Consider the following 16999-nt stretch of genomic DNA (forward strand, 5'->3'; position numbering starts at 1 on the left):
TGCAAGTGCGAAATGCCGATTTGACGGTTGCGAAACGTGCAAGCAACATTGCGTTGTATCGAACTACGCAGGGTATTCACCACAAAATCTCTTTAAAACAACGTGATGAAATATGAGTCGAGCTTCATCTTCAGCTTGACGCAATCGTCAGGGCGATTGCCTGTCGCTTCGGCTTGCAATGGTTGCTTGTTGCGCTGCGCCATTTACTCAACATGCTGAGTATCTGGCGGAAAAATGTCCCTTCGGCGGAATTCCCGGCCGGTCGAAACGCAAAAAGGCGCCGATGTCCTGCACCGGCGCCTCATGTCGATTTATCCGTTATGGTTCAGTGAGAAAACAGCACCGCCGGTGCGCTGGCATCCGAAAGGAAGTGGGCGGTGACGCCTCCGAACAGGAACTCCCTGAGGCGGCTCTTTCCATAAGCACCCATGACCAGCAGTTCCGCGTGGGTCTGGTTCACGGCCAGCGCCAGGGTTTCCTCGGTAGACCCGCGCCTTTCGTATTCCTCGTATTCGGCATGGACGCCGTTGCGCGAAAGGTAGCGCAGGGCGTCGGTTGCCGGAAAGCCGCCGGACTTTTCGATCACGGTCACCAGCTTCACCACCTGGCAGCTTTGCAGCAGGGGAATGGCTGCCTTGAGCGCGCTGGCCGCCTGCTCGCCGCCGTCCCAGGCGATCACGGCGCGGCGGATCGGCAGCGAGAGCTTGCGGCCTTTCGGCAGCGCGAGCACCGGGGCCCGCGCCACCATCGCCAGTTGCCCGGCGATCCCGCTGGAACGCGAAACGACCACCAGGTCGGAAAGCCGCGCGGCGCCGGCCAGGGCAGGAACCGGGTCCTGTTCGCTGCGGATCACTTCGAAGGCGATGTCTCCGCGCGTGAGGCGGGCCTCTATGGCCTCGGCGGCGGCGTCATCCTCCCCCCGCGCCTTGTCGAGCGCTTCGGAGATCACGTAGCTGCCTCCCATGGGATCCATGGCGATATAGCGCGAAACCGGCGTATCGACGAGCACGGTGACATGGCCATCCAGATGGCGGGCCAGTTCAAGCGCGGTGTCGATGCGGGCTTCGCTGTCGGCCTTGCGGTCGGCGTTCACGAGTATCGAGCGCATGGTAATTCTCCCGTTGATGCGGGGTAACCTATCGCAAGGTCATGGAATTGCCATGACGAAGATCAAAGTTCGCGATTGGATTCGATCGAGAGCCGCGCGGCGCGCTCGAATAAGTCGAGGATGACGGGATCTTGCTCTCGCGTGCGGATGGCAGCTTCGAAATGGACCTTGTGCCTCGGCCGAGGCAGGACTTCCGCGAGCAGGCCGCGGGCCAGTTCCGTTCGTACCATGGTCTCCGGCAGGACGGCGGCGCCTTGCCCGCGTGCGACGATCTCGATCAACATGCGCACGTTGTTGCAGGTGTTGAGCGCGCGCGGCGTGATGCCGTGTTCTTGCAGAGCGGCCAGGGTGACGGCGTGGAGCGGAGAATGATCCGGCAGCGACCAGATAGGCAGGAGGTGGTCTCTTTGAGAGAAATCGCCCGCTCCGGCGACCTGCGGGCTGGCCGCCCAGACAAGTTCCACCGAGCCGATCGGCGTCGTGCGCAGCCCCGGGCTTGCTACCGGCCCGGCAAGGAAAACGATGTCTCGCGTGCCCGAGAGAACCTGCTGGAGCAGCCTGGCGGTGAGATCCAGTTCGATCTCCAGCGTCACGCCGGGCCGCTCGCGCTCGATGGCGCCGATGAAGTCGGGCAGGCAGGTGGCCGCGGCGATCTCTCCCGAGCCGATGCGCACGGTGCCGGTCGCCCCGGCGAAGTCGCTGGCATCGAGCAGCACGCGCTCCAGGCCCTGCCGAAGCGGTTCGCATTCCTGCACGAGGCGGCGGCCCCGTGCGGTCAGGACCATGCGCCGTCCATCACGCTGGAAAAGCGGGACTCCCAGCTGCTCCTCGATCTCGCGCACGCGGGCGGAAATCGCGGGCTGCGTCGTATTGAGTCTTTGCGCTGCGCCTGCGAACGTGCCGAGCCGATCGATCCACATCAGCGTTTCCAGATGGAAGAGAGCGATACGTTTCATAACGACGGATTATCGGTTCTGATAAAAAACAATCGCTATTCGTAATGAGATCGACTGTCTAGCTTTGCCCCAAACGGGAGAATGGCATGAACAAGATTTATCCCAGCGCCCAAGCCGCGTTGGAAGGGCTGTTGCAGGACGGACTGCTGGTTGCGGCCGGTGGATTCGGCCTTTGCGGCATTCCCGAGCGGCTGCTCGATGCGGTGCGCGATTCGGGCGTGAAGAACCTGACTTTCGCCTCCAACAATGCCGGCATCGACAACGAAGGCATCGGCAAGCTGCTGCGCACCAAGCAGGTGAAGAAGATGATCTCGTCCTACGTGGGCGAGAACAAGGAGTTCGAACGCCAGTTCCTTTCGGGCGAACTGGAAGTGGAATTCTGCCCCCAAGGCACCCTGGCCGAGCGTATGCGCGCCGGGGGCGCGGGCATTCCCGGCTTCTACACGAAGACCGGCGTCGGCACCCAGGTGGCCGAGGGCAAGGAAGTGAAGGTGTTCCGGGGCGAGGAGTATATCCTTGAGGAAGGCATCTTCGCGGACCTCAGCTTGGTCAAGGCGTGGAAGGCGGACGAAACCGGCAACGTCGTGTTCCGCAAGACGGCGCGCAACTTCAACGTGCCCGCCGCCACCTGCGGCAAGGTCTGCGTAGTGGAAGTGGAAGAGATCGTCCATACCGGCTCGCTCGATCCCGACAGCATTCACCTGCCCGGCGTCTTTGTGCAGCGCCTTGTTCTGGGCGCGCCTTACGACAAGAAGATCGAGTTCACCACCACGCGCGAAAGGGAGACCGTCTGATGAGCTGGACTCGTGACGAAATGGCCGCCCGCGCGGCCAAGGAGCTTCAGGACGGGTTCTACGTGAACCTCGGCATCGGAATTCCGACGCTGGTGGCCAATCACGTCCCCACCGGCATCACGGTGACGCTTCAGTCGGAAAACGGCATGCTGGGCATCGGCCCGTTCCCCTATCCGGACGAAGTGGACCCGGATCTGATCAACGCGGGCAAGCAGACGGTGAGCGAACTGCCGCAGTCTGCCTACTTCGACAGCGCTACCAGCTTCGGCATGATCCGCGGCGGCCACATCGACCTGGCCGTGCTGGGCGCGATGGAGATTGCCGAGAACGGCGACATCGCCAACTGGATGATCCCCGGCAAGATGATCAAGGGCATGGGCGGCGCGATGGATCTCGTGGCGGGCGTGAAGAAGATCATCGTCGTCATGGAGCACAACGCCAAGAACGGCGATCCCAAGTTCATCCCGGCCTGTACCCTGCCGCTCACCGGCAAGAACGTGGTCGACATGATCGTCACCGACCTCTGCGTGTTCCAGCGCCCCGACCACCAGAGCCCGTTCAAGCTGATCGAACTGGCGCCGGGCGTGACGGCGGAGGAAGTCGCCGCTAAGACCACGGCACATTATTTGACTTGAAGGTCGCGGCACCGGCCCTCTCCCCCACCCGACCTCCCACGAAGTCTACCCTGTCGGGAGGTCGGGTGGGGGAGAGGGCCGGCGCCGCGAAATCCAATAAATTTCACCTGCCTGGGAGAGTTCCGAGTGGCCTACACGCTGATCACCGCCAACCGGAACTACTCCAGCTGGTCGCTCAGGCCCTGGGTGCTGATGAAGGCGCTCGGTATCGATTTCACCGACCGGATAGAGCCTTTCGCGGCCCCCGTGAACTACGAGGCCTTTCGCGACTTTTCGCCCACCGGGCAGGTTCCGGCCTTGCTGGACGGCGAGCGGACGATCTGGGATTCGCTGGGCATCACGCTCTATCTGGCCGATCGCCATCACGGCGTCTGGCCGCAGGATGAAGCGGCGCGGGCCTATGCCCAATGCGCCGTGGCCGAGATGCATGGCGGATTCTCCGCGCTGCGGGGCGACTGCACGATGAACGTCGGCGTGCGGGTACGCCCGCGCAGCATGCGTGCCGAGCTGCTGCGCGACATCGCCCGCCTGCGCGAAATCTTCGGGGAGGGCCTTTCGCGTTTCGGCGGGCCCTGGCTCGCCGGCGATAGCTTCACGGCTGTCGATGCTTTCTTCGCGCCGGTCGCCTTCCGTATCCGTACCTATGGCCTCGATGTCGGGACATGCCAGTCCTGGGTCGACCAGGTGCTGGAGCATCCGGCGATGCGGCAGTGGGAGGAGGAAGCCCTGGCGGAAACCTGGCGCGAGGAAGGACACGAGGCCGAACTGGCGGATTGCGGCGAGGTGATAGCGGACTATCGCCGCACCGCCGGCTGATCGCTCGCCGGAGCGAAGCCTGCGGCTGGGGGGCTGCGTCGTCTTGCGGTGGTCATGACCTTGCGCCATGTTCCGGCTTCAGACTTCCCGGGAGACCTTCTTCATGGCCGACATCTCAGCAATTCCCCTGAACCGCATCGACGGCAAGGCAGACAGCCTCGGCGAACATAGCGGCAATGTCCTGCTCGTGGTCAACGTCGCGTCCAAGTGCGGCCTTACCCCGCAGTACGAAGGACTGGAGAAGCTCTACGGCGAATACAAGGCGCAGGGCTTCGAAGTGCTGGGCTTCCCCGCCAACGATTTCGGCGCGCAGGAACCGGGCAGCGACGAGGAGATCGTCGAGTTCTGCCAGGTCAACTATGGCGTATCCTTCCCTCTCTTCACCAAGGCCGATGTCACCGGCGAGGGCAAGCAGCCGCTTTACGCGGCGCTGACCGAAGCGATCCCCACCAAGCAGGGCGATGTCGATGGCATGAAGGAGCGCTTCAAGGGCTATGGCATGACCCCGAACGAAGATCCCGAGGTGCTGTGGAACTTCGAGAAGTTCCTGGTATCGCGCGATGGTGAAGTGGTGGGACGTTTCGCGCCCGGCACGGCACCGCAGGATCCGCTGCTGGTGAACGCCATCGAAGCCGAACTGGCGAAGTAAGCGGTCGTTCTCAATCGCCGACGACTCTCAATCGCCGACTAGGACGAAGGGCGCCCATGTCGCGGGATGGGCGCCTCCCGGCAGTGCCGTGTCCGCCAGAACCTCCAGCTGCGCGCGGCGCAAGGCCTGCGCGCGGCTGGTGCTGCCTCGTGCGCCGGTGACGGTGCGCAGGGTGAGGCGGCCCGCTACGTCGTCCCGCACCGGCCAGTGCGACAGTAGCAACGATCGCGCGCCCGCCGACACGAATGCGCGGGCGAGGCCGGAGTAAGTCGGGGCGTTTTCGCTCTCACCGGCATCGGTGTTGCAGGCCGACAGGATCACCCAGTCCGCGTCGAGATTCAGGCGGGCGATCTCCGAGGCGGTGAGCAGGCCGTCTTCGCCGTCGCTGTCGTCGCCGTCGCTGCCGGGGGGCGTCGGCGTCAGCACCAGCGCCGGTTCCACGATGTTTCGATAGGCGCCGCCGACGAGGCCGTGCGTGGCGAAGGCGATGACGCCCGCGCCTGCCAGCGGGGCGGCCTTGACCGCTGCTTCGGTCGCCTGCGCGCCGACGAGGATGCGGCGGTCGCCGGCAATGCTATCGGCCATGGCGCGCAGTTCGGCCTCGGCGCCGGGCAGTTGCGGAAGCGGCGGCAGGGTCCGCAAGGGCAGTTCAACATCCCCCGGCGCGGCGGCCTCGGCCAGCAGCGGCGCGCCGACCCCTACGAAACCCTGCGGCGGGCTTGTGCGCTTTCCGGCTTTCGACAGCGAGGCGGCGCTCACCAGTGTGCTCACGGCGTGGCGGCGCACCAGCCAGGCCGTGCGGCGCAGCGCCAGCGGGTCGGCGTCGTCACCGCTGGGCAGCGCGGTTACCAGCGCGTCGAAGGGCAGGGAAGCGAGCATCCCCGGCGCAAGGATCGCCACTTGATGGCTGTGGCGCAGTGCCTCCGCGATCGGGTCGGGAAACAGGAGCGTGTAGAGCCGATAGGCCGACTGTCGGTCGAACCCAGAGGTGCCGTCCGTCAGCAGGCCTTCCTCGATCGAGGCACGCAGCTTGCGCTGGAGAGTGGCCAGGCGGCGCGCCGGGATCGGCGTGGTTGCGGACGTCACGGTGTCGCGGGTGATCGCCATGACGACCAGCCCCTGCGCGTCCTGCCCGTAGAGAAGCATGGCCTGGTCTTTCGCCAGCCGGGATCGGGCTGCCGCGAGCGTCGCGGGCTCGAAGCCGGTCAGCGCGGCATAGCCCGGTACCAGCGCGCCGATCCGCCCGTCCAGCGCCTGCAAGTCCCGTTCGGTGTCGGTGATCCGCCGGGCCGTGTCGAAATCGCCACGGTCGTCGCCATCCTGGCCGATCTCCCGATCGCGCTGCTTGAGCAATTCGCGCAGGCCTGCGGCGGTGGAGAGGTAGGCGCGGATCGCGGCATCCGCTTCCGGTCCGTAGCGGTCATGGATCGCGGCAAGAGAGGTGAAGGCCGTTTGCAGGTCGCCCATTCCGGCCATCTGCAAGGCGTCGAAAGCCGCCTGTCCGTCCCCGGCGGCCATGGCGATCCTCGCGTTGAGGACGAACGTGCCGGCAGCCTGGTCGCGTAGCCGCACGGCGCCGGTGGAGGCGCTGGTGCGATCGAGCAGACGGGCCCGCAAGGCGGCAATGCCGGGGCGGGCCCGGGCGAGGGCGCCGGCGGGGTCGCCCCGGCGGGCATCGATCGCCGCGCGCAAGGTTTCGGCGGCAACCCGATCGAGATTCGTGTCCAACGCGCGCCGGGAATATGCGGCGGTAACATGGTCCAGCAGCGCTTGCGCGGCGTCGAGATGCTCTAGCGGCGCTTCCAGCGAAATCAGCAGCTTGGCCAGGCTCAGCTCGGCGCGAAGCACCTCGGGATCGTCGGACGAGGATGCAAGGCGCCGCGCCATGGCCAGCGCCTTGCGGTTCAGTTCGAGCGCCTTCTCGGTCTGCCCATCATCGCGGACAATGCGGGCGATCTGGCCGAACACGTTGGCCCCCGACATGGGTTGCTGCGATGCCGGGAGAGTCTCGAAGATGGCGGCCGACCTTTCGTAGAAGGCCAGAGCCTCTTCCGAGAAGCCCGCGAGGTCGAGAGAATAGGCCAGCGCGTTGAGTGAATAGCCGAGGTCGCGGGGATCGGGATCGGCCTTCGCCATCCGCATGTCCAGCGCGCGGCGCAGGATCGGCGTGGCCTGCCCGTAGAGCCCGGCATCGTTGAGCGCGGCACCCAGGGCATTGAGCGCGGCCAGCGTCAGGCGGTGCGTCTTGCCCAGATGAACGTCTGCCCAGTCGGCCGCGGCCCGCGCTGCAGACACGGCGGAGGTGGCATCCCCCGCCTGGATCTGCAAGGTGCTGAGCGTGATGCCGAACAGCGTCGGATACTCGGCGTTCCGTCCGCTCTGGCTGCTGGCCATCGTGGCGATCGCCACGGCCTGCTCCACCTTGGGGATAGCTTCCAAGGGAAGCCCCCGGCGGTAATCGATCAGTGCAAGGCCATAGAGCGCTGCGGCATATTCGACGCTGTTCTTGCCGGTCAGGCTCTCGCTAAGGTCCAGCGCACGCTGCTTGTAGAGCCGCGCTTCGTCCAGTCGGCCGAGGCTGGAGAGCGCGGAGCCGATGTTGTTGACGATATCGGCATGGCGCGGCGTCATCGGTTGCCCCAAGGCCGTCATCCGCGTGTCGAAGTCTCGAAACACCGCGAGCGCTTCCTCGTAGCGGCCGAGCCAGAACAACGCCTCACCGCGTGTCGCCCGGACCAGCAGCACGGCCTTGGGGTCGGCATTTCCCACCTTGCCTGCCGAGGCGAGGGCGGCATCGATCCGGCGCAGCGCCTTGTTCGGATCGCCCGAGGTGTCGTAATCGGCAAGGGCGCGAAGTTCGCCGGCGATCGATGGACCGGATACGCCGGTTGCCGGCTCGTCCGCGCGCCGGGGCGAAGCGCCGACCGCGCTCTGCAAGAGAAGACCGGCCGTCAGGCCGATCCAGAACCGCTTCCTCATCGGTGCCCCCAGCCGCAAGGCAAAGGGCCGGGCAGGTTGCTCCGGCCGCCTTCCGGCACTCCCCTTTCAAGCGCATGATTTGGCGAGCGGGGCAAGCAGGCAATTGTTTTTCGGCTAAAACTCGCCTTTCGCGGTCCTGTCAGCTCAGGTCAGTTTCCGGTGGCGACGGGCCGGGCCGGATCGGCGATCCATTCGCTCCATGACCCTGGATAGAGCCGTGGCTGGGGCAGTCCGGCGACCGCCATGGCGAGGGCATTATGGCAGGCCGTCACTCCCGATCCGCAGGAGAGCAGCGCCGGCTTTCCGGCCAGGAGCGGCGCGAATGCGCGCGCAAGTTCCTCGGCCGGACGGAAGCGTCCGTCCTCCGCCAGATTGTCCCGGAAGAAGCGGTTGCGGGCGCCGGGAACATGACCGGCGACCGGGTCGATCGGATTGGGTTCGCCCCGGAAGCGCAAGGGATCACGGGCGTCGAGCAGCTGCATCTCTTGCGTGGCGATGTTGGCAAGCACTTGCCGGGCGGTGACGGGAATGGGAACCAATGGTTCGCCGGGCGTAAAATCCCCGGGAACGGCGACCGGGGAATCACCGGTCTCCATCGGCAGGCCCGCCGCCACCCAGGCCTGCTTGCCGCCATCGAGGACGGCTGCGTTTTCGTGACCCATCCACCGCAACATCCACCAGGCCCGCGCCGCCCAGGCACTGCCGCTGGAATCGCAGGCGACCACCTGCTGTCCGCGCTTCAGGCCTTGCGTGCGCAGCCAGGCCGCAAAGGCGACCCGGGCGGGTAGCGGATGCCGCCCGTTGGTGCCGTCGGACGGTGCGGCAAGATCGTCATCGAGATGGGCGTAGCGGGCACCGGGCAAGTGTCCGGCGCGATAGGACTCGCGGCCCTTGTCGGGCACGCCAAGCTCGAAGTCGCAATCCAGGATCAGGACATCGGTGCCGGCCGCGAGGAGGCCGTGCAGTTGCGAAACCGAAATGAGCGTGTCGTAAGCCATGATGCCGCCTCGATGATGTCGGGCTGCCCTTAGAAGGCCGCGCTGCTCCTGTCGACGCGGCCTGTCCCGAAACGCGGCCGATCGGTCGAGTGCAAACGAAATCGGGCCGGGCTTCCGATAAGGAAACCCGGCCCGCTAGAGCGTTCAGGTGCGCCGGATCAGGCCAGAGCGGCCTTCAGGGCATCGGCCAGATCGGTACGCTCCCAGGGGAACAGATCGCCCTCCGGCTTGCGGCCGAAGTGGCCGTAGGCGGCGCTGGGACCGTAGATCGGCTTGTTGAGGCCCAGGCCCGTGCGGATGCCGCGCGGGGTGAGGCCGCCCAGCTTGTCGGCAGCGACCTTGGTGATCGCCACTTCGAGGTCGGCGTCGCTGGCCGTGCCGGTGCCGTGGGTATCGACGTAGAGCGAAAGCGGCTCGGACACGCCGATCGCATAGGCGATCTGGATCGTGCAGCGCTTGGCGAGGCCCGCCGCGACGACGTTCTTGGCGAGGTAGCGCGTCACGTAGGCCGCCGAGCGATCGACCTTGGTGGGGTCCTTGCCCGAGAAGGCGCCGCCGCCGTGCGGGGCTGCACCGCCGTAGGTGTCGACGATGATCTTGCGGCCGGTGAGGCCGGCATCGCCGTCAGGGCCGCCGATTTCGAACTTGCCGGTGGGGTTGATGTGGAACTTGGTGTTATCGGTGACAAAGCCGGCGGGCAGGATCTCGCCCACGGCCTTCTTCACATAGGCCTTCAGTTCCGCGTCCTGGGCGCCTTCGTGGTAGCCGGGCTTGTGCTGGGTGGAGACGACCACGGCGGTGGCTTCCACGGGCACGCCGTCCTTGAAGCGCAGGGTCACCTGGCTCTTGGCGTCGGGCTCCAGGAACGGGGCCGCGCCCGAATGACGGTCTGCGGCAAGGCGTTCGAGGATCTTGTGGCTGTAATCGAGGGTGGCGGGCATGAGGTCCGGCGTTTCGTCGCAGGCGAAGCCGAACATGATGCCCTGGTCGCCGGCGCCTTCGTCCTTGTTGCCGTCCGAGTCCACGCCCTGCGCGATGTCCGCGCTCTGCGGGTGCAGGTGGTTCTCGAACAGCAGGTCCTGCCAGTGGAAGCCGGCCTGTTCGTAGCCGATGCGCTTCACGGTTTCACGGACGATGTGCTGGATTTCCTCCTGCGCGCCGTCTTCCCAGTGACCGTCCTTGTCGATCATGCCCTTGCCGCGCACTTCGCCGGCAAGAACGACGCGCTGGGTGGTGGTCAGGGTCTCGCAGGCGACGCGCGCTTCGGGATCCTTCGAGAGGAAGAGATCGACGATGGCGTCGGAAATCTGGTCCGAAACCTTGTCGGGATGGCCTTCCGAGACGCTCTCGGAGGTAAAGACGTAGTCATTTCGCATCGTGATACCACATATAAAGAAATCTTTATGTGGGTAAGGGTCTAACGACGACGACGGCGGAGCGCAACACCGGAAAGTGCAAGCGTCCAGAAAGCTGCGGCAAGCGCAAGCGGCAGCAGGTTTCCGAAAATTGCGAAAGCGGTGGGTTCATGTGGCGGCGGAATGCGTCCGTCCAGCCTTCCGGCCTGATGCCAAGGCACGTGGGCGCGCACCAGTCCATCCGCGTCGATCACGGCGCTGATGCCGGTGGTGGTGGAACGCATGACCGGCAGGCCTTCCTCGATCGCGCGCAGGCGCGCCTGCGCTAGGTGCTGCGGGGGCCCCCAGCTTCCGAACCAGCCGTCGTTGGACGGATTGAAGATATAGTCCGGGCGGACGCGCGGATCGACGATCTGCCCGCTGAAGATGATCTCGTAGCAGATCTGCACGCCGACCTTGCCCCAGCGGCCGAGGTCGAAAGTGCGCGGTCCCGGTCCGGGCCAGAAGTCCATCGCGCCCGGTACCAGTCGGGTGGCGCCCAGCGGTTCGAGCAGCCAGCGCAAGGCGAGATATTCGCCATAGGGCACCAGATGCGCCTTCGAATAGCTGGACAGCAGGTTGCCGTTGCCGTCGATCATCGACACCGAATTGCGGGCGGCGATGCCTTCGCCGTCCTTCAGGACCAGATCGACCGCGCCGGTCATCAGCACCGCATAGGGACCGATCACCCGGCCGATGCGCTCCCGCGCAAGCACGGGATCGCCCGCATAAGTATACATGCGGTAGAGGAACGGCGGGTAGCCGTCGCGGATGTAGTCGCCCAGTCCCGATTCCGGCCAGAACACCACGCGCGTTTCTCCCGGCGAACGGGGCAGCGACAGGCGCGCGAGCTTGACGAAGTTGGCCTCGTACTGGCGCGGATCGTCGATGAATTCTTGGCGGATGTCGGGCTGGACAAGGGTGTAGCGGACTGCGCCTTCGGTGCGCTGTGCCCAGGGATCCGGCAGGGCCATGAGCGCCGCCAAGGCCCCGAACAGCGCCAGGCCAGGGATCGCAAATGCGATCGCCCATGCCCAGCGCAGGCCGCCCCTGGCGTTGCGGGAAAGCCGCCAGAGCAGCGCGGGGACGCAAGCGATCAAGGTGGCGATCCCGGATAGTCCGTAAGTGCCGACCCATGGCGCCGCCATCGCCAGCCCCCGGCTCTCGTATCCGCCGAGCAGAGTGACGCCCAGCGGATTCCAGGCGAAGCCGGTGAAGACCCAGGATCGCAGCCATTCGCTGACGATCCAGGCCGCCGCGAACGCGAGCGAAAGCAACAGGAAGGCGCCGCCGTCCGGCCCTCCTTCGCGCTGTCCTTCGTGCCTGCGGTCAAGCCGCATGACCAGCCAGGCAGCCAGGGCCGCAAGACCGGGATAGATCGCGAGATAGAGGGAGAGCAGGAACACCGCGATCATGCCCAGCCAGCCCGGCATCGAGGCCTGGTAGGTGAATGCGGTCGCGATCCAGTTGTCGCCGAGGGTGAAGTGTCCGAGCCCGAAAAACCAGCCCGCGAAGAAGGCGGATCGCCAGCCGGGAGCACGGGCGACCAGTTCCGCCAGAACCGCCACGCCGAGCAGGGTAAGTGGCCAGAGCGCGAGGGGTTGGAAGCCGCAGGCGGCGATCGTGCCGGCCAGGATCGCGGCAAGGCCTGTCGCGAGCCGCGGGCGGCGCTTGAGGATATCCAGTACGGGGTTCACGGCCGGTCCTCGCGCCGAAAGGGATGCAGTCGCGCCGCTATGTAGGGGTAAGGTGGTGCGAGGCAAGCGAAGTTCGCAAAAAGCGAAGACGGCGGTGCTGCGTCGCGAGCCCCTGACAGCAGACGACCCGCGCCTTGCCTTGCGGCGAGACGCGGGTCGCTAAAATCGGGAGGCCTGTCCGCTCTTACGAGTTGACGGCTTCCAGAGGGCTTTCGCCGCCTTCGTCAGCCGAAGGGGCCGCCTTGCGGGTGGTGCGGCGGCGGCGCGGCTTTTCCTCGGCCACGGCGTCGTCCACCGGCTGCTCGGGAGCCGTGGTTTCGGCCGGTTCGGCCGCCTTTGCGGTCTTCGCGGCCGAAGCCCTCGTCTTGCGGACGGGTGCCGCCGAAATCGGCGGGGGAAGGGTGGCCGGATCGAGATTGCCGTTGGGCTCGCTCTCCGCAGCGGGAGTATCGTTCCCGGTAGCTTCCGCCGTTTCTTCCTCGTCCTGGCGGCGACGCGGCTTGCGCTGCTTCAGCCCGCGCGAGACGCGATTGTCACGAACGAAGGGATTTTCGGCCGGCTCGTAGACGGTCGGTGCGCCGGTGGCTTCCGCCTCGTTTCCGGGAGCGGCAACTGCATCTTCCTCGACGGCCTGAGCGCGGGGAGCGCGATCCTCGCGCCGGCTTTCGTCCCGGCGACTATCGTCGCGGCGCCCATCTTCACGACGATTGTCATCACGACGGTTCTCGTCACGACGGTTTTCCTCGCGCCGACCATCTTCACGGCGCCCATCTTCACGACGGGGCTGGCGTTCCTGACGGTCATGGCTGCGTTCGGACCGCTCCTGGCGTTCCGGCCGCTCCTGGCGCTCTTGGCGTTCCGGCAAAGGCGCAGATTCGTAATCGCCGTAATCGTCCGATCCGAAATCATCGCCATATTCCGAACCGCGATCGTCGCGGCGGGGTTGGCGCGATTCGTCCTGGCGCTGCTTCTGGTCGGCAAGGACGCGGAAATAATGGTCCGCGAACTGGAGGTAGTATTCCTCCTGAACGCGATCACCGTTGAGGTGCGCGTCATGGGCCAGCTTCTTGTACTTCTCCAGCAACTGCGGCGCGTTGCCGCGAGCCCTGCTGTCGATTCGGTTGATCTGCTGACCGCCCTGCTGGCGATTGTTACCGCGGCCACGCCGACGGTTATTACCACGATTATTATTCAAGGATTATTCCTCAAAACCCAGGGCATCGGCCTGTTCCTGTCAGGCCGATCTGCCACACGTCACATGATCACGGATCGCCCCCGAGTGCCGTGAACTCCACCGTTTGCCGTGCCGAGGCGCTAAACGCCGCGACGATCTGCAAAGATTGGAGGCGAGCCGCCCACATGGGAAATTCCATCCATGTGCCGGTTCGCCATGATCATTAGGCATTCCAGGCCAGAATTCCAAGTGAAAACTTATGTAGCTGTTGAAAACTCCAGGACGCGGGGACGATTGCCCAGATCGCGGTGCAGGCGGCTGGAAAGGCCGCATTCCGCTCCGATCGCGGCCACGGCCTCGGCCTGCTGGTGCCCGATTTCGACCAGTGCGATCCCCCCCGGGGCAAGCAGGCCGGGCAATTGCGGCACCAGCACGCGGTAATCGTCCAAGCCCAGTTGCCCGGAATAGAGCGCGCTCGCCGGCTCGAATCCCGCCACCGACCGGTCGAGCGTCACCGTGGTTTCCACGTAAGGCGGATTGGCAAGTATCAGGTCGAAGGGACCACCCAGCGATTCGGTCCAACCGGGGACATGCCAGTCGGCCGCGATCATTCGGGCGCGTTCAGCCAGGCCCAGCGATGCGGCATTGCCGGTCGCGACTGCCAAGGCGCCGGGCGAGCTGTCTATTCCCACGCCCCGCGCCTCGGGCAAGTTGGCGAGAACCGCCAGCAGCAGGGCGCCGGAGCCCGTGCCGCAGTCCAGCACCTTTCGCGCATCGGGGCGGGCGGCAAGCGCAGTCTCCACCAGAACTTCGGAATCGCCGCGCGGGATGAGGACATCCGGGCCGACCGTGAAAGGCAGGCCGAAGAATTCCTGGGAGCCGGTGATATAGGCGACCGGTTCGTGCGCGGCACGACGATCGACAAGCGTTGCAAAGCCTTGCGGTGCCGGATCGCGCATGCGGGCCAGCAGCATCGAGGACCGCGACGTGGCGAGGGCATGGGCCATCAGCACTTCGGCATCGAGCCGGGCCGTGTCGCTGCTCGCGGCGAGGCGCTCCGCTGCCGCGCGGATCGCTTCGCCGACCGTCGGCTCAGGCATCCATGGCGGCAAGGCGCTTGGCCTCGTCCTCTGCAAGCAGGGCATCGATCATTTCGGCAAGGCCCGGGCCTTCGAGAATTTCGGGAAGGCGGTGCAGGGTGAGGTTGATGCGGTGGTCGGTCACGCGGCCTTGCGGGAAGTTGTAGGTGCGGATGCGTTCCGAACGATCGCCGGAGCCGACCATGGCCTTGCGTGCCTCGGCCTCGGCGCCGTGGGCTTCCTCGCGCATCTTTTCGTAGAGGCGGGCGCGCAGGACCTGCATGGCCTTGGCCTTGTTCTTGTGCTGGCTGCGCTCGTCCTGGCAGATCACCACCAGGTTGCTGGGCAAGTGGGTGATGCGCACCGCCGAATCGGTGGTGTTGACGTGCTGGCCGCCTGCGCCCGATGCGCGGAAGATGTCGATCTTGAGGTCCTTGTCCTCGATCTGCACATCGACTTCGCTGGGTTGGGGCAGCACCGCGACCGTCGCCGCCGAAGTATGGATGCGTCCGCCAGATTCCGTCACCGGCACGCGCTGGACCCGGTGAACGCCGCTCTCGAACTTGAGCTTGGCGAAGACGCCCGCGCCGGCGACGTTGGCCACAACTTCCTTGAAGCCGCCCAGATCGTTGGCGTTGACGGAGATCATCTCCACCCGCCAGCCCTGTTCGGCGGCATAGCGTTCGTACATGCGATAGAGGTCGGCGGCGAAGAGGGCGGCTTCGTCTCCCCCGGTGCCGGCGCGGATTTCCAGCATGGCCGGGCGCACGTCGGCCGCATCGCGCGGCAGCATGGCGATGGCAAGCTGCCGCTCGGCCTCGGGCAGTTCGCCCTTGAGGCGGATCGCTTCCTCCTCGGCCAGGGCGCGCATGTCGGGATCGGGGTCTTCCAGCGTCTGGAGCGCTTCCAGCTCGCCGCGCATGGACGCCACTTGCGCCGCGACGCGGGCCACCGGCTCCAGCTCGGCATAGTCACGGCTGGCGGTTACGAAGGCGTCGCCCTCCAGCGTGCCGGAGGCCAGGCGCGCCTCAAGTTCCGAGAAACGCGCGGCGATCTGCGCCAGACGGGTGTCGGAGATCGACATCAGGCGGGTGCTCCATCGTCATGCTGAACGTGTTTCAGCATCCATGGCGCCGCCGAAGCCGAGGCTCGGTGCCGAGGGGTGGACCCTGAAACAAGTTCAGGGTGACGAGGGAATGGGGAGACGTGGCTCACGGATGGACCGACTGGAGGACCTGCTCGACCGCGAGAGATTCGGCGGTCGGTTCGGCCGCGCGCAGGTTTGCGACAGGCGTGCCGTCCCTGGCGCCGAACGAGACGAGCACCTTGGCGCCCATCTTCACGGCCTTGTCGAAGCGCTTGCGGGCGCTGCCGGTGGCGACCATTTCCGCGTCGAGCCCCTGGAAACGCAGCGCGGTGATGACCTTCTGGGCGTAGGCCAGCGCGGCATCGTCCTCTACCGCCAGGACCACGGTCAGCGGCGTTTCGGTGAGCAAGCCCGCATCGGCGACCAGCATGGCCAGGCGTTCGATACCCGCTGCCCACCCCACGGCCGGGGTGGCAGGGCCGCCGAGGCTTTCCATCAAGCCGTCATAGCGACCGCCGCCCAGGACCGTGCCCTGCGCACCGAGTCGGGTGGTGACGAATTCGAAGGCGGTGTGGCGATAATAGTCGAGCCCGCGCACCAGCGAGGGCGCGCGTTCGTAGGCGACGCCTGCCGCATCGAGGCCCGCGGTCACGGCGGCGAAGAAGTCCTGCGCCTCGGCCGAAAGGAAAGCGTCGATCATCGGCGCATCGGCCACGAAGACCTTGTCGCGCGGATCCTTCGAATCGAGGATGCGCAGCGGGTTGCGTTCGAGGCGGTCCTGCGAATCCTCGGACAGTTCCGCCTTGTGGCCCCGGAAATACTCGATCAGAGCCGCACGCCAGGCATCGCGGCTGGCGACATCGCCCAGCGTGTTGAGCTGGAGCGTCACGCCGTCCGAAATGCCCAGTTCCTTGAGCAGCTGGTCGGCCATGACCAGCAGTTCCACGTCGGCCAGCGGTTCGGGCGAGCCGATCAGTTCGGCGTCGATCTGGTGGAACTGGCGGTAGCGGCCCTTCTGGGGGCGTTCGTAGCGGAACAGCGGACCGTGGGTCGCCACCTTGAGCGGGGCGAACTGCTTCCAGCCGTCGGTCAGGTAGGCGCGGGCGAGCCCGGCGGTGAATTCGGGGCGCAGGGTCAGCGATTCGCCGCCGCGATCCTCGAACGAATACATTTCCTTGGACACCACATCGGTGGTCTCGCCGATCGAGCGCGAAAACACTTCGGTCTTCTCGAAGACCGGCATTTCCACGCGGCGGAAACGGTAGAGCTTGCGGACCCGCTCGAATGTCTCGACGACATGGGCGAAAGCCTCGGCATCGGTGCCGAAGATGTCCTGGGTTCCGCGAATAGCCTGTGGTGTGGTGCTCATGACGCGCGCGCTTAGCCCGATTGCGGCGGCGGGGAAAGTGGCCCGCACCGCTTTAGGCCGTAAACTCATAAATGGCACCATCGAGGCGTCCAAATGGCGAACAGCTCGGGCCGAAGCGACCGCCGGGCGGGCTGGTTGCCCGTCCAAGGTCGTTTCGGTTCGAGATGGAAGCCATTTGGACGTCCTTCGGATTTGACGCAAAATGGCCCATCGCGGCGTCGGCAGGACTTGAAATATCGACATATTCCTGCGCCCTGCCTTCTT

General features: G+C 65.9%; 14 protein-coding genes. 4 read left to right on the plus strand and 10 right to left on the minus strand.

Translation table 11 applies throughout. The features are described 5' to 3' along the window. Positions 1-325: 325 nt before the first annotated feature. Positions 326-1108 (minus strand): universal stress protein, encoded by a 783-nt coding sequence (locus ACI3K3_RS07055; protein WP_404912898.1) that lies wholly within the window; start codon positions 1106-1108, stop codon positions 326-328. 62 nt (positions 1109-1170) lie between these two features. Further along, on the minus strand, positions 1171-2064 hold the full coding sequence (locus ACI3K3_RS07060) for a LysR family transcriptional regulator (RefSeq protein ID WP_404912899.1): 894 nt from the start codon (positions 2062-2064) through the stop codon (positions 1171-1173). 86 nt (positions 2065-2150) lie between these two features. Here ACI3K3_RS07060 and ACI3K3_RS07065 point away from each other — a divergent pair, with 86 nt between their 5' ends. From ACI3K3_RS07065 to ACI3K3_RS07080, 4 genes are all read left to right on the plus strand, one after another. Continuing rightward, complete coding sequence (locus ACI3K3_RS07065) at positions 2151-2858, plus strand: CoA transferase subunit A (RefSeq protein ID WP_404912900.1); 708 nt, start codon at positions 2151-2153, stop codon at positions 2856-2858. After that, positions 2858-3493 (plus strand): CoA transferase subunit B, encoded by a 636-nt coding sequence (locus ACI3K3_RS07070; protein WP_404912901.1) that lies wholly within the window; start codon positions 2858-2860, stop codon positions 3491-3493. The genes ACI3K3_RS07065 and ACI3K3_RS07070 overlap by 1 nt, the downstream gene beginning before the upstream one ends. A 126-nt stretch (positions 3494-3619) precedes the next feature. Further along, entirely contained in the window at positions 3620-4309 is a 690-nt protein-coding gene (locus ACI3K3_RS07075) for a glutathione S-transferase family protein (RefSeq protein ID WP_404912902.1), read from the plus strand. Between the two features lie 103 nt (positions 4310-4412). After that, positions 4413-4958: a glutathione peroxidase gene (locus ACI3K3_RS07080; RefSeq protein ID WP_404912903.1), complete on the plus strand. Its 546-nt coding sequence runs from the start codon at positions 4413-4415 to the stop codon at positions 4956-4958. 27 nt (positions 4959-4985) lie between these two features. Here the strand turns inward: ACI3K3_RS07080 and ACI3K3_RS07085 are convergent, their stop codons facing one another. The 8 genes from ACI3K3_RS07085 to hisS all read right to left on the minus strand — a co-directional run bounded on the left by ACI3K3_RS07085 (position 4986) and on the right by hisS (position 16735). Further along, positions 4986-7937 carry a CHAT domain-containing protein gene (locus ACI3K3_RS07085; protein WP_404912904.1) on the minus strand — a complete coding sequence of 984 codons (2952 nt, stop codon included), beginning with the start codon at positions 7935-7937 and terminating at the stop codon, positions 4986-4988. A 149-nt stretch (positions 7938-8086) separates the two neighbouring features. Continuing rightward, positions 8087-8935, minus strand: a complete 849-nt coding sequence (locus ACI3K3_RS07090; protein WP_404912906.1) for a sulfurtransferase — start codon at positions 8933-8935, stop codon at positions 8087-8089. Positions 8936-9093: 158 nt separating this feature from the next. Continuing rightward, on the minus strand, positions 9094-10311 hold the full coding sequence (gene metK, locus ACI3K3_RS07095; protein ID WP_404912908.1) for a methionine adenosyltransferase: 1218 nt from the start codon (positions 10309-10311) through the stop codon (positions 9094-9096). A 41-nt stretch (positions 10312-10352) separates the two neighbouring features. Continuing rightward, positions 10353-12026, minus strand: coding sequence for an apolipoprotein N-acyltransferase (gene lnt, locus ACI3K3_RS07100; RefSeq protein ID WP_404912909.1), 1674 nt, complete (start codon positions 12024-12026; stop codon positions 10353-10355). 184 nt (positions 12027-12210) lie between these two features. Next, positions 12211-13221 (minus strand): DUF4167 domain-containing protein, encoded by a 1011-nt coding sequence (locus ACI3K3_RS07105; RefSeq protein WP_404912910.1) that lies wholly within the window; start codon positions 13219-13221, stop codon positions 12211-12213. Positions 13222-13457: 236 nt separating this feature from the next. Then, positions 13458-14300, minus strand: a complete 843-nt coding sequence (gene prmC, locus ACI3K3_RS07110) for a peptide chain release factor N(5)-glutamine methyltransferase (protein WP_404912911.1) — start codon at positions 14298-14300, stop codon at positions 13458-13460. Further along, the gene (prfA, locus tag ACI3K3_RS07115) at positions 14293-15363 is read right to left on the minus strand and encodes a peptide chain release factor 1 (protein ID WP_404912912.1); all 1071 of its coding nucleotides are present in this window, start codon (positions 15361-15363) and stop codon (positions 14293-14295) included. Before prfA ends, prmC begins: the two co-directional genes overlap by 8 nt. Before the next feature lie 127 nt (positions 15364-15490). Then, positions 15491-16735 carry a histidine--tRNA ligase gene (gene hisS, locus ACI3K3_RS07120; protein WP_404912913.1) on the minus strand — a complete coding sequence of 415 codons (1245 nt, stop codon included), beginning with the start codon at positions 16733-16735 and terminating at the stop codon, positions 15491-15493. Positions 16736-16999 lie beyond the last annotated feature (264 nt).

The organism is Novosphingobium sp. ZW T3_23, assembly GCF_044987305.1.
Classification (GTDB): Bacteria; Pseudomonadota; Alphaproteobacteria; order Sphingomonadales; family Sphingomonadaceae; genus Novosphingobium.